Raw genomic sequence first — 18101 nt, forward strand, 5'->3', positions numbered from 1 at the left:
GTACCTACACCTCCGTCCGCAGCAGCCGCAGATAGATCACCGAGAACAGCGAACCCACCACCAGCAACAACAGCGCCACCGCCGTGCCGTAGCCGATCATGCTCTTCTGGAACGCCTCCTCGTACATGAACAGGGGGAGGGTCTGGCTCTTGCCGCCCGGGCCACCCCTCGTCATCACCCAGATCAGGCCGAAGACCGACAACGTCTGCAGCGTGATGAGCATCAGGTTCGTGCCGATCGAGCGGCGGATCATCGGCAGCGTGATGTGCCACATCCGGCGCCAGCCGCCCGCGCCGTCGACCTCCGCCGCCTCCGTGATCTCCTTCGGGATCTCGTTCAGGGCCGCTGAGTAGACCAGCATCGAGAACGCCGTTCCCCGCCAGACGTTCGCAAACGACACGGCCAGGATCGGAAGCGTGTACAGCCAGTTCTGGGTGGGGAGATGGAGCCAGTCCAGGACGGCGTTCAGGGTGCCTTCCCGGCGGAAGAAGGCGTACAGGAGGAACCCCGCCACCACCTCCGGCAGGACCCACGCCGTGACGACGATTCCCCCCACCAGCGTGCGGACGGGTTTCGAGGCGCGTTGCATCAGCGCCGCCAGCGCCAGGCCCAGTGTGTTCTGGCCCAGCAGCGCCGAGACCACCGTGAAGACCAGGGTCAGCCACACCGCGTTGAGGAAGGCCTCGTCCCCGAACGCCGTACGGAAGTTGTCGAAGCCGATGAAGGAGTCCTCGGCCTGGCCGGTGAGCTGGAGGTCGGTGAAGGCGATGTAGGCGCAGTAGGCGATCGGGCCGGCCAGGAACAGGAGCAGCAGGACCGTGGCGGGGGTGAGGGGGAGGGCTCGGGTGAACGCCCGGAAAGCGGGGTGAGGAGGCCCCGACGCCTGCCTCTTCATGCGCGAGGGCTCATTCTTCCGTCCCCTCGATCACCTGGTCGTCCGTCGCCGCCTTCAACTCCTCGTCGTAGTTCTTCGCCGCCTCCGCCACCGACGCGTCTCCCGTCGTCACGGACTCCATCGCTTCCTGGATGGCCGTGGAGACCTTCGGATACGCGGGGTACGCCGGGCGGTAATGCGTGCTGGACACCAGGTCGGTGAAGAACTTGATGCCGGGCTGGGCCTCCACATAGGCGGGGTCGGCGGCCACGTCCTTGCGGACGGCGATCCCGGAATTGGCGATGTACCACTTCTGCGCGTTCGCCTTCGACTGCATCGTCTTGATGAACTCGAAGGCGAGGTCGGGGTTCCCGGCCTTGTCGGGAATGGCCCAGGTCCAGCCGCCGGACATGCTCACCTTGCCGGGGGACTGTCCGTTCTGGGTCGGCATGGCGGCGAGGCCCAGTTTCTCCGACCACTCCGGCCATTCATGACCGCTGCCGGGCAACCAGTCCTGGGGAAGCCAGGAGCCGTCCAGGTTGATGCCGAGTTTCCCCTCGGGGAGGAGCTCGCCGCGTACTCGGGTGCTGATGTTGGGGTCGAGGGCGTCGGACACCTCCGGGCCCAGTTTCTCCTGGTAGACCGTCTCCACGAAGGCGAGGGCGTCCTTGAACCCCTGGGTTCCCGCCTTCCATTTCTTCGACTTCTCGTCGTACAGGGGGTCGGTCGCGCCGGCCGCGGTCGCGTCCTCCGTGCCGTAGAGGAGCATTTCGAAGCCCTGCATGGTCGCGGCCTCGCCTGCCGGTTTCCCCGTGTAGACGTTCAGTGGGATGACATCGGGCACCTTGGCCTTGATCGTGCGGGCGGCGGTGAGAATGTCGGCCCAGTTCTTCGGCTGCCAGTCCGACGGCAGGCCCGCCTTCTCGAAGATGGCTTTGTCGAACCACAGGCCCCGCGTGTCCGTGCCGTCCGGAATGCCGTACGTCTTTCCGTCCTCGGCCTTCGCCGCCGTCTTGGCCGTGTCGATGAACTGGTCCCAGTCCTTCCAGTCGGCCAGATAATCGTCCAGGGGCTTCAGATAGCCGCTCGTGATGTCCGAGTTGATGAGGAACGTGTCCTCGTAGACCAGGTCCGGTGCCGTTTTCGGTGAGCGCAGCATCTGCTGCACCTTGGTGTAGTACTCCGAGTCCGGCGCCTTGATCGGGACCAGTTTCACCTTCTTGCCCGGATTCGCCTTCTCGAACTGCTTCTTGACGTCGGCGAGGAAGGTGTCCATCACGCGGACCTGGTTGTCCGTGGACTGTTTGTAGGAGACCTCCACCGTGTCCGGGTCGCTGCCGGAGCCGCTGCCGCAGGCGACGAGCGCGCCCGGCGCGGTGACCGCCAGGGCGGCGGTGAGGAGGAGGCGGAGGGGGGATCGGCGGGAACTGGGTGCGGTGGGGCGCACGGGCACGACCTCCTGCTGGCTACGTCGCTGTGGCCTTGGGTGGTGCCCGGTGACGGTAAGGGGAGTGGTCTAGTCAGGTCAATGCGTCTGCACCGGTTCCCCTTAAGGTGCTTGAGCAGAGGCTTCGTTGGCGCCGGGTAGGGGGCAAGGGTGTCGGAACGGGACGACGTCACCGTCGGGCAGTTGCTGCTCGTGGAGTATCAGACCGTCAAGGACGAGCAGAAGACGCGGATCGGGTTCCGGGACAACCTGCTCTACGTCACCCTCACCGTGCTCGCCGCCGTCATCGCCGCCTCGGCGCAGGCGAAACAGCCGGCGATGCTGCTCGCGCTGCCGCCGGTGTGTGTCGTGCTCGGATGGACCTACCTCGTCAACGACGAGAAGATCTCCGCGATCGGGGCGTACGTGCGGGGCGATCTCGGACCGCGGCTCGCCCAGCTCGCCGGTGCGGAGAAGGTTTTCGACTGGGAAGTCGCGCATCGGGCCGATGCGCGCAGAAGGTCCCGCAAGGCCATACAGTGCGGGATCGATCTGCTGGCCTTCTGCGTCGTCCCGCTCGCCGGGCTGCTGGTGTACTGGCTGAGCGGGAGGACCAGCCCCGGACTCGTCGCGCTCTCGGCCGCCGAGGCCCTCACGATCCTCGGGCTCGGTGCACAGGTCGTCGTCTACGCCGCGCCTTTCCGGGCGCCGAACTCCTCCGGCTGACTTCACCCGTCGGCTGGCTCCGTGTGAGGACCGGTCCCGCCTGTCGGCCGGCCTGGCCTGGCATTGTCGGTCGGCGTCGTTTCTTGGCCGTCCTCGCCTGTCGGTCGGCGTCGCCTGTCGGCCGGTCCCGCCTTCGGTCGGCGTCGCCTGTCAAGGCTGACCTGGCCTATCGGCTGACCTGGCCCGTCGGTCGGTGTCGTCTGTCGGCTGACTGCGCCTGTCGGTCGGCGTCGTCTGTCAGCCGGTCCCGCCTGTCAGCCGGTCCCGTCTGTCAGCCGGTCCCGCCTGTCGGCCGGTCCCGCCTTCGGTCGGCGTGGCCTGTCAAGGCTGACCTGGCCTGTCGGCTGGCCTGGCCCGTCGGTCGGTGTCGTCTGTCGGCTGGCCTGGCTTGTCGGTCGGCGTCGCCCTGTCGGCTGGCCTAGCCTGTCGGTCGACCTCGCCCGTCGGCCCGCCCCGCCTTCGGTCGGCGTCGCCTGTCAAGGCTGACCTGGCCCGTCGGCTGACCTGGCCCATCGGTCGGCCCCTCCGCGGGCAGGCCCCGTCGGCCGACACGGCCCCCTACTGCCCCTTCACCCACCGATACTGCAACTCCGGCCGCCCCACCTGCCCGTACTGCGGACTCCGCGCCGCCCGGCCCGCGTCCACCAAGTGCTCCAGATAGCGGCGGGCCGTGATCCGTGAGATGCCGACCGCCTCGGCGACGCCCGCCGCCGTCAGGCCCTCGCCCGCGTCCCGCAGGGTCACCGTCACCCGTTCCAGCGTCGGGGCGCTCAGGCCCTTCGGCAGTGCCGCCGGGCCCGGCGCCCGCAGGGTCGCCAACGCCCGGTCCACCTCGTCCTGGCCGCTCGCCTCGCCCGCCGCCGCGTGGAACTCGGCGTACCGCACCAGCCGGTCCCGCAACGTCGCGAACGTGAACGGCTTCAGGACGTACTGCACCACGCCCAGCGAGACGCCCTCCCGGACCACCGTCAGGTCCCTCGCCGACGTCACCGCTATCACGTCCGCGTGGTAGCCGGCCGCGCGGAGGGAACGCGCCAGCTGCAGGCCGTGCACGTCCGGCAGGTGGAGGTCCAGCAGCAGCAGGTCCACCGGCGTACGGTCCAGCGCGCGCCGCGCCTCCGCGCCCGTGTGGGCCTTGCCCACCGCCGTGAAGCCGGGGACGCGGCCGACGTACATCATGTGCGCGTCGGCGGCCACGGGGTCGTCCTCGACGACCAGCACTCTGATGGGGTCGGACCCGGCCTTCGTCATGCGTCGTCGCCTCCAGCCACAGTGGCCCGAGGGGCCTGGACAGCATGTGCGGTCGGTGCAGCCTGTACAGCTTGCCCCGTCCTGTTCGTACCGCTCCTGCCCAGCGGCAGTCGTACCTCGAACTCCGCCCCGCCCCCGGCCGCCTCCGACACGGTCAGCGTGCCCTCGTGCCGGCGCGCCGTCTGCCGTACGAGGGCCAGACCGAGGCCGCGGCCGCCGGGTCCGGCGGGCTTCGTCGAGAAGCCGCGTTCGAAGACGGCCTCCGCGAGGGCCGGGTCCACGCCCGCCCCCGTGTCCGACACCCTCAGCACCAGCACGGGACCGTCCAACGGCCCGCCCGCCCCGGTGTCCCCGGGCGCGCCCGTCTCGTCCGTGTACGCCGTCACCGTAACCCTCGCCCCGACCGACCCCTGCGCCGCGTCCACCGCGTTGTCGATCAGGTTGCCCAGGACCGTGACCAGGTCACGGGCCGGGAGGGACTCCGGGAGGAGGCCGTCGTCGATGCGGCTGTCCTCGGAGACCACCAGCTCGACGCCCCGTTCGTTCGCCTGGGCGGCCTTGCCCAGCAGCAGGGCGGCGAGCACCGGTTCACTGACCGCCGCCACGACCTGGTCCGTCAGCGCCTGCGCCAGCTCCAGTTCCGCCGTCGCGAAGTCGATCGCCTCGTCCGAGCGGCCCAGCTCGATGAGCGAGACGACCGTGTGGAGGCGGTTGGCGGCCTCGTGCGCCTGGGAACGCAGCGCCTGGGTGAAGCCCCGCTCGGAGTCCAGCTCGCCCGTGAGGGACTGGAGTTCGGTCACGTCGCGCAGGGTGACCACCGCGCCCCTGCGCTGGCCGCCCGACACCGGAGAGGTGTTCACCACCAGCACCCGTTCGGCGGTCAGGAGCACCTCGTCCACCCGGGGCTCCGAGGAGAGCAGGGCGCCCGTCAGAGGGGCGGGCAGCCCCAGCTCCGCCACCGAACGGCCGACCACGTCGTCCGTCACCCCCAGCAGCTCCCGTGCCCCGTCGTTGATGAGGGCCACCCGGTACTGGCCGTCGAGCATCAGCAGGCCCTCACGCACGGCGTGCAGGGCGGCCTGGTGGTAGTCGTGCATGTTGCTCAGCTCGGCGGCGTTCATGTTGTGGGTGTGGCGGCGCAGGCGGGCGTTGACGATGTAGGTGCCGATGCCGCCGAGGGCGAGGGCGCCGACGGCCACACCGACCAGGGCCGTGAGCTGGTCCTCGACGCGGTCGCTGATCGCCTGGACCCGGATGCCGGCGCTGACCAGGCCGATGACCTCGCCGTCCTCCATGATCGGGGTGACCGCGCGGACCGACGGGCCGAGGGTGCCGGTGTAGGTCTCGGTGAAGGACTCGCCGTTCTGCGCCTTCTCGATATGGCCGAGGAAGTGCTCGCCTATCCGGTCGCGGTCGGGGTGCGTCCAGCGGATGCCGTCACGGGTCATGATCGTGACGAAGTCGACGCCGGCGTGCCGCTGCACCTCCGTGGCGTACGGCTGGAGCCGCTCGGTCGGATCGGACGTGTGGATCGCCGCCCGGACCGACGGGGAGTCGGCCACCGTGGCCGCCACGGCCAGGGCCTGACGGCCCCCCGCCTCCTCCGCCTGGGAGCGGTCGCTGACGTACGTGAACAGCGCGTATCCGGCCACGACGGCCGCGATCAGCACCGCCTGCACGGCGAAGAGCTGACCGGCCAGGCTGCGGGGACGGAGGCGGGGCGGGACGCGCATGGCAACAGTCTGCATCGACGTGTAGGCGTGAACTAAATGAACGGAAGGGTGACCGCCCTCACAGGGAGGGACATAGTCACTGCATCGACTCGTCCAGCACATGGACGCCGACAGGGAGTACGACTCCCGCCCCGGGACCCCACAACCCGAGCCGCCGGGAGCCCGTCCCCCACCCCGGGAGACATCTCTCCCACCATCGGGAGCCTGTCTCCCCGCCCCGGGAGCCCCCCAGCTCCCACCGGAGGCCCCGGCCTCCGGCCCCGGAAGCCCGCCGGCTTCCACCGCCGGGAGCCCCGGCTCCCACACCCCACGGGAGCCCCGCTCCCACCGCCGGCAGTCCCCCAGCTACCGGCTCCGGGAGCCCGCGGGCTCCCGACACCGGGAGCCGGTCTCCCACCCGGGAACCCGCCGGTTCCCACCCCAGGGAGACCGTCTCCCGATTTCCCCCGGACGTGAGCCGCACGCCGGAACAGCGAGCCGACGACGTCGTCGACGAGGAGGGCAGCCGTGGCCAGCACCACCCATACGGCACCTACCGCACCCGCCAAGCGGGACCGCACCCACTACCTGTACATCGCCGTGATCGTGGCTGTGGCCCTCGGCATCGCCGTGGGTCTCATCGCCCCCGACTTCGCCGTCGAGCTGAAGCCCATCGGTACGGGCTTCGTGAACCTGATCAAGATGATGATCTCGCCGATCATCTTCTGCACGATCGTGCTGGGCATCGGGTCCGTACGGAAGGCCGCGAAGGTCGGCGCCGTGGGCGGCATCGCCCTGGTCTACTTCCTGATCATGTCGCTGGTGGCCCTCGCCATCGGTCTGGTCGTCGGCAACATCGTCGAGCCCGGCACGGGTCTCGCGGTCACCGACGCGATCAAGGAGACCGGCCAGGCACAGGTCTCGGCCGAGGCGAAGGACACCACCGAGTTCCTGCTCGGCATCATCCCGACCACGATCGTCTCCGCGTTCACCGGCGGCGAGGTCCTCCAGACCCTGCTCGTCGCCCTCCTCGCGGGCTTCGCGCTCCAGGCCATGGGCGACTCCGGCCAGCCGATCCTGCGCGGTATCGAGCACATCCAGCGCCTGGTCTTCCGCATCCTCGCGATGGTGATGTGGGCCGCCCCGATCGGCGCCTTCGGTGCCATCGCGGCCGTGACGGGTTCCGCGGGCCTCGACGCCCTCAAGAGCCTCGCCGTGCTGATGATCGGCTTCTATGTCACCTGCTTCCTCTTCGTCTTCATCGTCCTCGGCGCGCTGCTGAAGATCGTCGCGGGGCTGAACATCTTCACGCTCTTCAAGTACCTGGGCCGTGAGTTCCTGCTGATCCTGTCCACCTCCTCCTCCGAGTCCGCGCTGCCGCGGCTCATCGCGAAGATGGAGCACCTGGGCGTCAGCAAGCCCGTCGTCGGCATCACCGTCCCGACCGGCTACTCCTTCAACCTCGACGGCACCATGATCTACATGACCATGGCGTCCCTGTTCATCGCCGACGCCATGGGTACGCCGATGGCCGTCGGTGAGCAGATCGCGCTGCTGCTCTTCCTCCTGGTCGCCTCCAAGGGCGCGGCGGGTGTCACCGGTGCCGGTCTCGCGACCCTCGCGGGTGGTCTGCAGTCGCACAAGCCGGCCCTGGTGGACGGCATCGGCCTCATCGTCGGCATCGACCGCTTCATGAGCGAGGCCCGCGCCCTGACGAACTTCGCCGGCAACGCGGTCGCCACGGTCCTCATCGGTACCTGGACCAAGGAGATCGACAAGGAGCGGGTGAACGAGGTCCTCGCCGGGCAGGCGCCGTTCGACGAGGCGACGCTGCTGGACGACGGTCACGGGTCCGCCCCGGCGCCTGCCGCCGCCGAGCCGGAGGGCGAGAAGGAACTCGCCAAGGCCTGAGGCTCCGCCTCCACGACTCCGTACGGCCGGGTCCTCCCCCGTAGACCCGGCCGTACGGACACCAGGCGGAACAGCGGAGCAACGAAACAGCTGAACGGATTGAACAGCTGAACGGCAGAACAACTGAACATCTCCCAGAACGCCGAGCGGCCAGGTCCTCCCCCCTATAGACCTGGCCGCTCGGCCTTTCGCCGTTTCCCCCGCGGGCTTTCCTTGACGTCGGCGTCAAGGAATACCGTCCTCGTATGCGCATCGGGGAGCTGGCGGCACGGGCCGGGACGACGACACGGACGTTGCGGTACTACGAGGCGCGGGGGCTGTTGCCCGCGCGGCGGGCGGGCAACGGGTACCGGACGTACGACGAGGCGGATCTGCGGCTGCTGCGGCAGATCCGGACCCTGCAGGACTTCGGGTTCGACCTGGAGGAGACACGGCCCTTCGTGGAGTGTCTGCGGGCGGGCCATCCGGAGGGCGACTCGTGCCCGGCGTCGCTGGCGGTGTACCGGCGGAAGCTGGACGAACTCGACGCGCTGATCGGTGAGTTGGCGGCGGTGCGGGCGTCGGTCGGCGAGCAGTTGGCGCGGGCCGAGCGGGCGCGGCAGCGGCTGGCGGACGAGGCGGGGGTTCCGGGCGGTCCGGAGCCGGAGTGCGAACTGGGAGCGGGAGGCGGGGAGCTGTGATCAGAGCGGCTGGTGTGGCCGAGGTGACGGACGCGGACTTCGAGGCGGAGGTGATCGGGGCCGCGTTGCCGGTGCTGGTGGAGTTCACCGCCGACTGGTGTCCGCCGTGCCGGCAGATGGGGCCGGTGCTGAGCGCGCTCGCGGCGGAGGAGGGCGAGCGGCTGAAGGTGGTGCAGTTGGACGTGGACACCAATCCGGAGACCACCCGCGCGTACCGGGTGCTCTCGATGCCGACGTTCATGGTGTTCAAGGGCGGCGAGCCGCTGAAGGCCATGGTCGGCGCGCGGCCGAAGCGGCGGTTGCTGGCGGAGCTGGACGACGTGCTCTGACGGACGACGGTTCCGACCTCAGGGACGAGAAAAACCCCCGAGCAATTGTGCTCGGGGGTTTTTTCTGCGTATATTTAATGGTTCGCGACTTCAAAAGAACAGGTCGCAAAGAAGTTCAGTGAGCACAGTATATCCGGGCGGGAGTGGAATTGTCAAACACCGGCTTTTCGCATGATTCACACGATGAATTGCGGCGTGAGCAGGAATTCGTCGACGGCCTGTACGCCCGCGTGGACGCCCTGCGCGGTGATACCGAGGGGTCCGTCACGGACGCGCTCGCCCAGGGCGACACGCCCATGCAGGCCCGTCTGGAGCGGGACATCCTGGTCGCCGAGCGCTCGGGGCTGCTGGCCGCACTGAACGCCGTCGACGGCTCGCTCTGCTTCGGCCGGCTCGACCTCGCCGACGGAGCCGTCCACCACATCGGCCGCATCGGGCTGCGCGAGGACGACGCCGAGCGGACCCCGATCCTGATCGACTGGCGCGCCGACGTCGCCCGACCCTTCTACCTCGCCACCGGCCACACCCCGATGGGGCTGCGCCGCCGCCGGCACCTCGCCACCGAGGGCCGTCGGGTCACCGCCCTGCACGACGAGATCCTCGACCTCGGCGACGCGACCCGTACCGGGTACGAGGACCCGACGGGTGACGCCGTCCTGCTGGCCGCCCTCAACTCCGCCCGCACCGGACGCATGGGCGACATCGTGCAGACGATCCAGGCCGAGCAGGACCGCGTCATCCGCGCCCCGCACCAGGGGGTGATGGTCGTGGAGGGCGGCCCCGGCACGGGCAAGACCGCCGTCGCCCTGCACCGGGCCGCCTACCTCCTCTACGAGCAGCGGGAACTGCTCGCCAAGCGCGCCGTCCTCGTCGTCGGGCCCAACCCGGCCTTCCTCGGCTACATCGGCGAGGTGCTGCCGTCGCTGGGCGAGACGGGGGTGCTGCTGGCCACGGTCGGCGAGCTCTTCCCCGGCGTACGGGCCACCGCCACCGACACCCCGGCGGCCGCCCGGGTGAAGGGGAGCGCCGCCATGGCCGACGTCCTCGCGGCCGTCGTGCGGGACCGGCAGTCGCTGCCCGACCCCGTGATCGCCATCGAGCACGACCGGGAGATCCTCATGCTCGACGACGACCTCGTACGGGTCGCCCGCGAGCGCACCCGCGAGGCGAAACTCCCGCACAACGCGGCCCGCGAGCACTTCGAGGGCTATGTCCTCAACACCCTCACCGAGATGGTCGCCGAACGCATCGGCACCGACCCGTACGACGGCAGCAACCTCCTCGACGCCAGTGACATCACCCAGATCCGCGACGAGTTGGCCGAGAACCCCGAGGTCTGGTCCACCATCGACCAGTTGTGGCCCCGGATCACCCCGCGCCGACTGATCGCGGACTTCCTGGCCGAGCCGGACGCGTATCTGCCGAAGGAGGACGCCGACGCCGTACGCCGTCCGGTCACGCGCGCGTGGACGGTCGCCGACGTGCCGCTGCTCGACGAGGCCGCCGAACTGCTGGGGGAGGACGACCGCCCGGCGCGGGCCCGTGCCGAGCGCGAGCGGGAGACCCAGATCGCCTACGCGCAGGGCGTGCTGGAGGTGTCCTACGCGTCCCGGACGTACGAGTTCGAGGACAAGGAGGACAGCGACCCCGACGGCTCGGAGGTGCTGTCCGCCCACGACATCATCGACGCCGAACGGTTCGCCGAGCGGCACGAGGAGGACGACCACCGCAGCGCGGCCGAACGGGCGGCGGCCGACCGCACCTGGGCGTTCGGGCACATCATCGTCGACGAGGCGCAGGAGCTGTCGCCGATGGCCTGGCGGCTGCTGATGCGCCGCTCGCCGACCCGCTCCATGACGCTGGTCGGCGACCCGGCCCAGACGGCCGAGGCCGCGGGCGTCGGCTCCTGGGCCGACATCCTCGCCCCGTACGTCCAGGACCGCTGGGAGCACACCCGGCTCGGCGTCAACTACCGCACCCCCGCCGAGATCATGGCGGTCGCGGCCGGTGTCGTCCGCGCCGAGCGGCCGGACTTCGAACCGCCGAGTTCCGTACGGTCCACCGGCGTACGGCCCTGGGCGCGCCGCGCGGCGACGAGGGAGCTGCCCGCCGCGGTGGCCGAAGCGGTCGCCGAACTCACCCCCGCCGAGGGCCGCCTCGCGGTGATCGCACCGCGCGAGCTGCACCGGGCGCTGGCGGCCCGGCTGGACGGCGTCACGGCGGGCGCGGAGCCCGACCTGACCCGCACCGTCGTCCTCCTCGACCCCCGGCAGGCCAAGGGCCTGGAGTTCGACTCCGTCCTTGTCGTCGAGCCGGGGCGCTTCGGCACGAGCGACCTGTACGTCGCCCTCACGCGGGCGACGCAGACACTCGGTGTCGTGCACGCCGAGGAACTGCCGAAGGCGCTGGAGGAGTTGCCGGCCCTGGCTTGAAGTGGGCCGGGGGTGCCGACTGCCGGGTACCCGGGAGCCGTCACCCCCGCCACCGTCACCACAGGTGCATCAGGGATCACCAACCTGTAACGGTTGGCGTCATCGTCACTGCTCGTACACGGTTCATGCGGTATGCGTGTCGGCATGGAAACACATCCGTTCGCGGCCGTTCCGACCGGCGGCCCCGGCCTGGAATCGCTCCCCGTGGAGCCGTTGCTGACCTCGGAGTTCGACGGGGACCCGGGCAGCGTCTACGAGCGACTGCGGAGAACGTACGGCCCCGTGGCACCCGTGGGGCTGATGGGGGTGCCGGCGTGGCTGGTTCTCGACTACCGCGAGGTGCTGGAGGTCCTGCGCAACGAGAGCGTGTGGCGGCGCGACGTACGGCACTGGCGGGCGCGGGCGGAGGGGCGGCTGCCCCAGGACTGGCCCCTGCTCGCCGGGTACGAGGTCCGCCAGACCATGTTCTTCGACGACGAGGAGCACCGCCACGCACGGCTGAGCTACCACTCGGCGATGCGGCCCTTCCAGGACGGGCACTCGCCTGAGGGCTGGGAGCTGCGGGCGGCCGTCGCGCACTACGCCGACGAACTGATCGCCGTGCTCGCCGCCGAGTCCGGGACCACCGGGTTCGCCGACCTCGCGGCGCAGTACACCCGGCCGCTGCTGCTCATGGTGACGACCAAGCTCTTCGGGTGTCCCGTCGACCTCGGCGACGAGATGGTCATGGACCTGTGGCGGATGCTGGACGGCGGACCGGACGCGGGGCCGGCGACCGGGCGGGCGCTGGGAGCGATGACACGGCTCGCCGCACATCGGCGGTCCCGCCCGGGGGAGGACCTGACCTCCTACATGCTGCTGGCCGACCCGTCCTTGAGCGACGAGCAGTTGGGCCGGGAGCTGTTCATGAACGCGGTCTATCTCAACGACATCACCGGCAACATGGTCTGCAACACGCTGCTGGAGGTGCTGCGGGGGAACGCGACCGTGCGGCGGAGCCTGTCGAACGGGCAGCTCGGGGAGACCGTGAACCGGGCCGCGCTGGCGAATCCGCCGACGGCCAATCTGTGCTTCCGCTTCGCGGCGCGTGACGCGCGGCTCGGGAACTTCCTGATCCGGGCCGGGGACATCGTGTCGCCGTCCGTCGCCGCCGCGCACCAGGATCTGCTGAAGATCGGGACCTCGCACCTCGTCGACTCCGCCGTCAGTACGCGGGCGCATCTGGCGTGGGGGGCCGGGCCGCACCAGTGTCCCAGCGCCGCGCGGGAGCTGGCGGGGACGATCGTCACGACCGCGGTGGGGCGCATCTTCGAGCACTTCGGCCGGGCGGAGCTGACGCTGCCGCCGGATCAGCTGCCGTGGCGGTCGGGGCCTGTGGTGCGGGGGTTGAAGCTGCTGCCGGTGCGTTACGAACTCGCCGGGCACAGTTCGGTGCGTGGGAGGGGGGGAGCGGTGGGTGGATGGGGCGGGGGCGTCGGCCGCGTCGGCCGAGGTGGTGGTCGCGGGGGGTGAGTCGGAGGTGCGGCGAGGGGAGAGCAGTGGGTTGTTGGGGTTGCTGCGGCGGATGATGTCGGGCACGAGGAGAAGCGGCTGACGCGTTGTCGGGCGCGGGTCCGGTGGGGCTTCTCGCGCAGTTCCCCGCGCCCCTGAAAGGCCCTACGGCCTTCCAGCCCCCACCGGACCCGCACCCGACAGCACACCCGGTCAGGCCGGGCGGAGCCAGAGGGTGGTCAAGGGCGGGAGGGTCACCCGGATGCTGGCGGGCTGGGCGTGCCAGGGGTGGGGCTCCGGCTTCACCGGGTGGGCCGTCGTCAGATCCGTCCCCCCATAGACACCCGCGTCCGTGTTGAGCACCTCACGCCACGCGGGGACGTCCTCGGGAACACCCAGACGGTAGTCCTGCCGCACCACCGGCGAGAAGTTGGAGACCGCCAGCAGCGGACTGCCGTCCTCGGCGAACCGCAGGAACGCGAGGACGTTGTCGTCCGCCGAGTCCCCCGTGATCCACGAGAACCCCGCCGGCCGGGTGTCCTGCTCCCAGAGGGCCGGAGTGCGGCGGTACACCGTGTTGAGGTCACGGACGAGGTCCCGTACCCCCCGGTGGTCGGCCTCCGCGCCGTACGCCGGATCGAGCAGCCACCAGTCCGGCCCGTGCGCCTCCGACCACTCCGCGCCCTGGGCGAACTCCTGCCCCATGAAGAGCAGTTGCTTGCCCGGATGGGCCCACATGAAGCCGAGGTAGGCACGGTGGTTGGCGCGCTGCTGCCACCAGTCGCCCGGCATCTTCGACACCAGTGAGCCCTTGCCGTGCACGACCTCGTCGTGCGAGATGGGCAGCACGTAGTTCTCGCTGTACGCGTACACCATCGAGAACGTCATCTCGTGGTGGTGGTGCTTGCGGTGGATGGGGTCCTTGGCCATGTAGTCCAGGGAGTCGTGCATCCAGCCCATGTTCCACTTCAGGCCGAAGCCGAGCCCTCCGAAGCCGCCCGGACCGGTGTGGTGGGTGGCGCGCGTGACCCCGTCCCAGGCCGTGGACTCCTCCGCGATCGTCACGACGCCCGGTACCCGCCGGTACACGGTGGCGTTCATCTCCTGGAGGAAGGCGACCGCGTCCAGGTTCTCCCGGCCGCCGTGCTCGTTCGGTGTCCACTGGCCGGGCTCGCGCGAGTAGTCGAGGTACAGCATCGACGCGACGGCATCCACCCGCAGCCCGTCGATGTGGTACTCCTCGCACCAGTGGACGGCGTTGGCCACCAGGAAGTTGCGCACCTCGCGGCGTCCGTAGTCGAACTCCAGCGTTCCCCAGTCGGGGTGCGACGCCCGCGCCGGGTCCCCGTGCTCGTACAGCGGGCGCCCGTCGAACTCCGCCAACGCCCAGTCGTCACGCGGGAAGTGCGCCGGCACCCAGTCCATCAGCACCCCGATCCCCGCCCGGTGCAGGGCGTCGACCAGGTACTTGAAGTCGTCCGGGGTGCCGAGGCGGGCGGTCGGGGCGTAGAAACCGGTGACCTGGTAGCCCCAGGAACCACCGAAGGGATGCTCGGCGACCGGCAGCAGCTCGACGTGCGTGAAGCCGAGGTCGGAGACGTACGCCGGCAGGTGCTCCGCGAGTTGCCGGTAGGTCAGTCCCGGTCGCCAGGACGGCAGATGGACCTCGTAGACCGAGAACGGCGCCTCGTGCGCCGGGGTCTCGGCCCGCCTCGCCAGCCACTCCTCGTCGCCCCACTCGTAGTGCGAGGCGTGCACGACGGACGACGTGGCGGGCGGGACCTCCGTGCGGCGGGCCAGCGGGTCGGCCCGGAGCGTCCGCGAGCCGTCCGGCCGGGTGATCTCGAACTTGTACAGCTCACCCTCGCCGATCCCGGGCACGAACAGCTCCCACACGCCCGAGGAGCCCAGCGCACGCATCGGGAAGCCCGCGCCGTCCCAGAAGTTGAAGGTCCCGGCCACGCGTACGCCGCGCGCGTTCGGGGCCCACACCGTGAAGCGGGTGCCGGTGACGCCCTGGTGCGTCATCGGCTCCGCGCCGAGCGCCCGCCACAGCTGCTCGTGCCGCCCCTCACCGATGAGATGCAGGTCCAGCTCACCGATCGCGGGCAGGAAGCGGTACGCGTCCTCGGTCTCCTGCTCCGTCCCCTCGTACGACACCAGCAGCCGGTACGTCCCCGGAACCTCCCGCAGCGGCAGCAGCGCCGAGAAGAAGCCGCCCCCGTCGTCGTGCAGCTCCGATCGCAGCGACCCCACCACCACGCTCACCCCGAGCGCGTACGGCCGGAACGCCCGGAACACCACACCACCGGGCGCGGGATGGGCCCCGAGGACGGCATGCGGCTCATGATGCGTACCGGCCAACAACCGCTCCCGGTCACCGCCGTCCATCGCGGGGGAGAAGGCCGGCTCGGCGAGGGGGGACTCGGGGGCCCCGGTGCCGGCCGGTGTGGCGTCCGTGGGCGCGTCGAGCACCGGCTCGGAGTCGGCCTGCTTGGGGACCACCGGGTCGGGGCCCGTCGGCACGGAAGTCGCCTGGCGGGGGACCGTCGGTCCGGAGGGCGTGGACGCTCCGTCCAGCACGGACACGGCAGCGGCCGACTCCCGGCCGGCCGACTCGGGCGCCCCCACGGCCTTCTTCGCCGAGGCTTTCCTCGCGGAGACCTTTTTGGCGGGCACCTTCTTGGCGGCGGCCTTCTTGGTGACGGCCTTCTTGGCCGCGCCTTCGGCGGTCACGGCCTTCGCGGTGCCGGGTTCGGCGGTCACGGCTCCCGCGGTGCCGGGTACGGCGGTCAGGGCTTTCCCGACGGTGGCCTTCTTGGCCGTGGTCTTCCCGGCCGTGGTCTTCTTGGCCGCGGCCTTCTTCCCGACTGCCTTTTTCGCGACGCTCTTCTTCGCCACGGCCTTTTTCGCCACGGCCTTCGTCGCCGGGGCCTTTTTCGCCGTCGTCGTCTTCGCCACGGGGTTCGCAGCCGGTGTCCCCGAGGCCGCGTCGGCTGTGACGACTCCGGCCGTGTTCTTCGCCGCAGTCTTTTTCGCCGCAGCTTTTTTCGCCGTCGTCGTCTTCGCCACGGTCGTCTTCGCCACGGGGTTCGCAGCCGGTGCCCCCGAGGCCGCGTCGGCTGTGACGACCCCGGCCGTGTTCTTCGCCGCAGCCTTTTTCGCCGTCGCCGTCTTCTTCGCCGTCGCCGTCTTCTTGGCCGTCGTCGCCTTCTTGGCGACGGTCTCCTTCGTGGCCGTCGTCTTCTTCGCGGCCGTCTTCTTCGTCGTGGCCGTCTTCTTCGCGGCGGTCTTCTTCACCGGGGCCGGTACCTCGGCCCCGGCGTCGGCGGGCTGCGTGCTGTCGTCGGACGGCGGGCGGGGAGTCACAGGGACGGTCTCCTCGGGAGGGGTGGTGTCAGGGGGTGATGTCGGTGCAGGGGTCCGTGGCCAGGCGGTGGACGGCGGCCAGGGGGACGGAGAGCCAGTCGGGGCGGTGGCGGGCCTCGTACAGGACCTCGTACACGGCCTTGTCGGTCTCGTACGCGCGCAGCAGCACGGGATCGGTCCGGGGATCGACCCCCGCCACCTCCGCGTACCCGGAGCAGTACGCGGCCCGGCAGGTGGTCGCCCAGTCCGTGGCCGGGGGCTGGAGGGAGTGCGCGGCGTAGTCGAAGGAGCGGAGCATGCCGGCGATGTCACGGGCGACGGGCTGCGGCATCCGCCGCTCGGCCAGCGGCTTCGAGGGCTCGCCCTCGAAATCTATGAGCGACCACTCCCCGGACGGAGAACGCAGGCACTGCCCCAGGTGCAGGTCGCCGTGTATGCGCTGGGCCGTCCAGGTGCGCCCCTCGGCCGCCAGGTCGGCCAGTGCCTCGAACGCCGTGTGCAGACCGGGCGCGTACGGCCGCAGCGCGGGCACGGCCTGCGCCGCCGCCTCCAGGCGCTCGGTCATCCCCTCGACCAGCGTCTCCAGTTGGGGCCGGCCCAGGGTGACCGTGGGCAGGGCGCGCGTCAGCGCCGTGTGCACCTCGGCGGTCGCCCGCCCCAGCGCCCGCGCCTCGGCGGTGAAGTCCTCGCCCTTGGTCAGCATGCTCAGCGCCAGTTCCCAGCCGTCCGCCGCGCCGTGCAGGAACGGTTGCAGGACGCCCAGGACGTGATGGCCGTCGGGGTCGCCCGCGCGGCCCAGTTCCGCCACCATCCAGGCCACCGGCGCCGGTACCCGGGGGCAGTCCTCGCGGGACAGGCTGAGCGGCAGTTCGAGGTCGGGGTTGTCCCCGGGCACGACCCGGCGGAAGAGCTTCAGGATGAACGTATCGCCGTAGACGAGGGACGAGTTGGACTGCTCGGCGGTGGCCAGACGCGGCACCAGGCCCTCGGGGATGTCGTGGCGCGTGTCCCGCCCGCAGCGCAGCTCACCGACGCGAGCCTGGGTCCGCAGCGCCTCCAGGAGGACGTCGGCGAGACGCGGGTCGTGCAGCCCCTCGTACACCGTCCGCCCGGCCAGCGGCCCCTCCGTCACATGCCCGATCAGCGCGGGTGCCAGCCGGGGCGGCAGCGCCTCGCGCACGCCGAGCAGCAGTTGGTAGCAGTCGCCGGGGTGCGTCGCGGCCCCCTGGGACGGCACCAGCGGCTGATGGGCGCGGACGAGGAGATGCAGCAGACCGGCCTTGGAACCGCCGGCCCCCTGTGACCCGCCGGCCGCGGAGGAGCCCACCGGCAGCAGTTCCGTCGCCGCCACCAGGCTGAACCCGGTGACCGGTCGCCCTTTCCCCGCGAACCAGCGCTGCCGTGGCAGCCACTCGCGCAGCAGGGGCTCCAGCGAGGTGAGCAGCCCGGCTGTCGGTTCCGTGGCGGGTGGTGGTGCAGGACTTGTCGCGGTGGAGTGCGAAGCGGCTTCCGACATGGAATCGCGTCCTTTCCCCGGGGGGCGGGGTGTTCCTGTCTGCGTGCCCCGGGCGGGCCGGGGGAAACCGGCCCGCCCGGAGTTCCGGTCGGGCTTACACGGCGTCCTTCCGTAGGCGGAACCAGTAGAAGCCGTGGCCCGCGAGGGTGAGGAGGTAGGGCAGCTCACCGATGGCCGGGAAGCGGACTCCGCCGATGAGTTCGACGGGGTGGCGTCCCTCGTAGGCGCGCAGATCGAGTTCCGTGGGCTGGGCGAAACGGGAGAAGTTGTTCACGCACAGCACCAGGTCGTCCTTGTGTTCGCGCAGGTAGGCGAGGACGGACGGGTTGGACGAGGGCAGCTCGGTGTAGGTGCCGAGGCCGAACGCCGGGTTCTGCTTGCGGA

General features: G+C 70.7%; 13 protein-coding genes. 6 read left to right on the forward strand and 7 right to left on the reverse strand.

The window, feature by feature from the left end:
• Positions 1–4 precede the first annotated feature (4 nt).
• Both RM704_RS42680 and RM704_RS42685 read right to left on the reverse strand, forming a co-directional pair.
• Positions 5–895 (reverse strand): carbohydrate ABC transporter permease, encoded by an 891-nt coding sequence (locus RM704_RS42680; RefSeq protein WP_033529310.1) that lies wholly within the window; start codon positions 893–895, stop codon positions 5–7.
• Between the two features lie 10 nt (positions 896–905).
• The gene (locus tag RM704_RS42685; protein WP_033529309.1) at positions 906–2321 is read right to left on the reverse strand and encodes an extracellular solute-binding protein; all 1416 of its coding nucleotides are present in this window, start codon (positions 2319–2321) and stop codon (positions 906–908) included.
• Between the two features lie 150 nt (positions 2322–2471).
• On the opposite strand from RM704_RS42685, the gene RM704_RS42690 reads away from it, so the two are divergent.
• Positions 2472–3026, forward strand: coding sequence for a hypothetical protein (locus RM704_RS42690; protein WP_033529308.1), 555 nt, complete (start codon positions 2472–2474; stop codon positions 3024–3026).
• Between the two features lie 558 nt (positions 3027–3584).
• Here the strand turns inward: RM704_RS42690 and RM704_RS42695 are convergent.
• Complete coding sequence (locus tag RM704_RS42695; RefSeq protein ID WP_033529307.1) at positions 3585–4277, reverse strand: response regulator; 693 nt, start codon at positions 4275–4277, stop codon at positions 3585–3587.
• Positions 4274–6010: an ATP-binding protein gene (locus RM704_RS42700; RefSeq protein ID WP_033529306.1), complete on the reverse strand. Its 1737-nt coding sequence runs from the start codon at positions 6008–6010 to the stop codon at positions 4274–4276. Before RM704_RS42700 ends, RM704_RS42695 begins: the two co-directional genes overlap by 4 nt.
• A 507-nt stretch (positions 6011–6517) precedes the next feature.
• Here RM704_RS42700 and RM704_RS42705 point away from each other — a divergent pair.
• From RM704_RS42705 to RM704_RS42725, 5 genes are all read left to right on the forward strand, one after another.
• Positions 6518–7900 carry a cation:dicarboxylate symporter family transporter gene (locus RM704_RS42705; RefSeq protein WP_033529305.1) on the forward strand — a complete coding sequence of 461 codons (1383 nt, stop codon included), beginning with the start codon at positions 6518–6520 and terminating at the stop codon, positions 7898–7900.
• A gap of 245 nt (positions 7901–8145) precedes the next feature.
• Positions 8146–8580 (forward strand): MerR family transcriptional regulator, encoded by a 435-nt coding sequence (locus RM704_RS42710; RefSeq protein WP_033529304.1) that lies wholly within the window; start codon positions 8146–8148, stop codon positions 8578–8580.
• Complete coding sequence (locus tag RM704_RS42715; RefSeq protein WP_078937260.1) at positions 8577–8909, forward strand: thioredoxin family protein; 333 nt, start codon at positions 8577–8579, stop codon at positions 8907–8909. Before RM704_RS42710 ends, RM704_RS42715 begins: the two co-directional genes overlap by 4 nt.
• A 188-nt stretch (positions 8910–9097) precedes the next feature.
• Positions 9098–11341: a HelD family protein gene (locus RM704_RS42720; protein ID WP_033529302.1), complete on the forward strand. Its 2244-nt coding sequence runs from the start codon at positions 9098–9100 to the stop codon at positions 11339–11341.
• Between the two features lie 144 nt (positions 11342–11485).
• Positions 11486–12853, forward strand: a complete 1368-nt coding sequence (locus RM704_RS42725) for a cytochrome P450 family protein (protein ID WP_311593256.1) — start codon at positions 11486–11488, stop codon at positions 12851–12853.
• A 192-nt stretch (positions 12854–13045) separates the two neighbouring features.
• Here the strand turns inward: RM704_RS42725 and glgB are convergent, their stop codons facing one another.
• The 3 genes from glgB to RM704_RS42740 all read right to left on the reverse strand — a co-directional run.
• Positions 13046–16201, reverse strand: a complete 3156-nt coding sequence (glgB, locus tag RM704_RS42730) for a 1,4-alpha-glucan branching enzyme (protein ID WP_078937259.1) — start codon at positions 16199–16201, stop codon at positions 13046–13048.
• 28 nt (positions 16202–16229) lie between these two features.
• Positions 16230–17717: a maltokinase N-terminal cap-like domain-containing protein gene (locus tag RM704_RS42735; protein WP_033529301.1), complete on the reverse strand. Its 1488-nt coding sequence runs from the start codon at positions 17715–17717 to the stop codon at positions 16230–16232.
• Positions 17718–17811: 94 nt separating this feature from the next.
• Positions 17812–18101 (reverse strand): alpha-glucosidase C-terminal domain-containing protein (locus tag RM704_RS42740; RefSeq protein WP_311593260.1); only part of this gene is annotated, 290 nt, incomplete at its 5' end.

Source organism: Streptomyces gottesmaniae, assembly GCF_031845845.1.
GTDB classification, from domain to species: Bacteria; Actinomycetota; Actinomycetes; order Streptomycetales; family Streptomycetaceae; genus Streptomyces; species Streptomyces akebiae.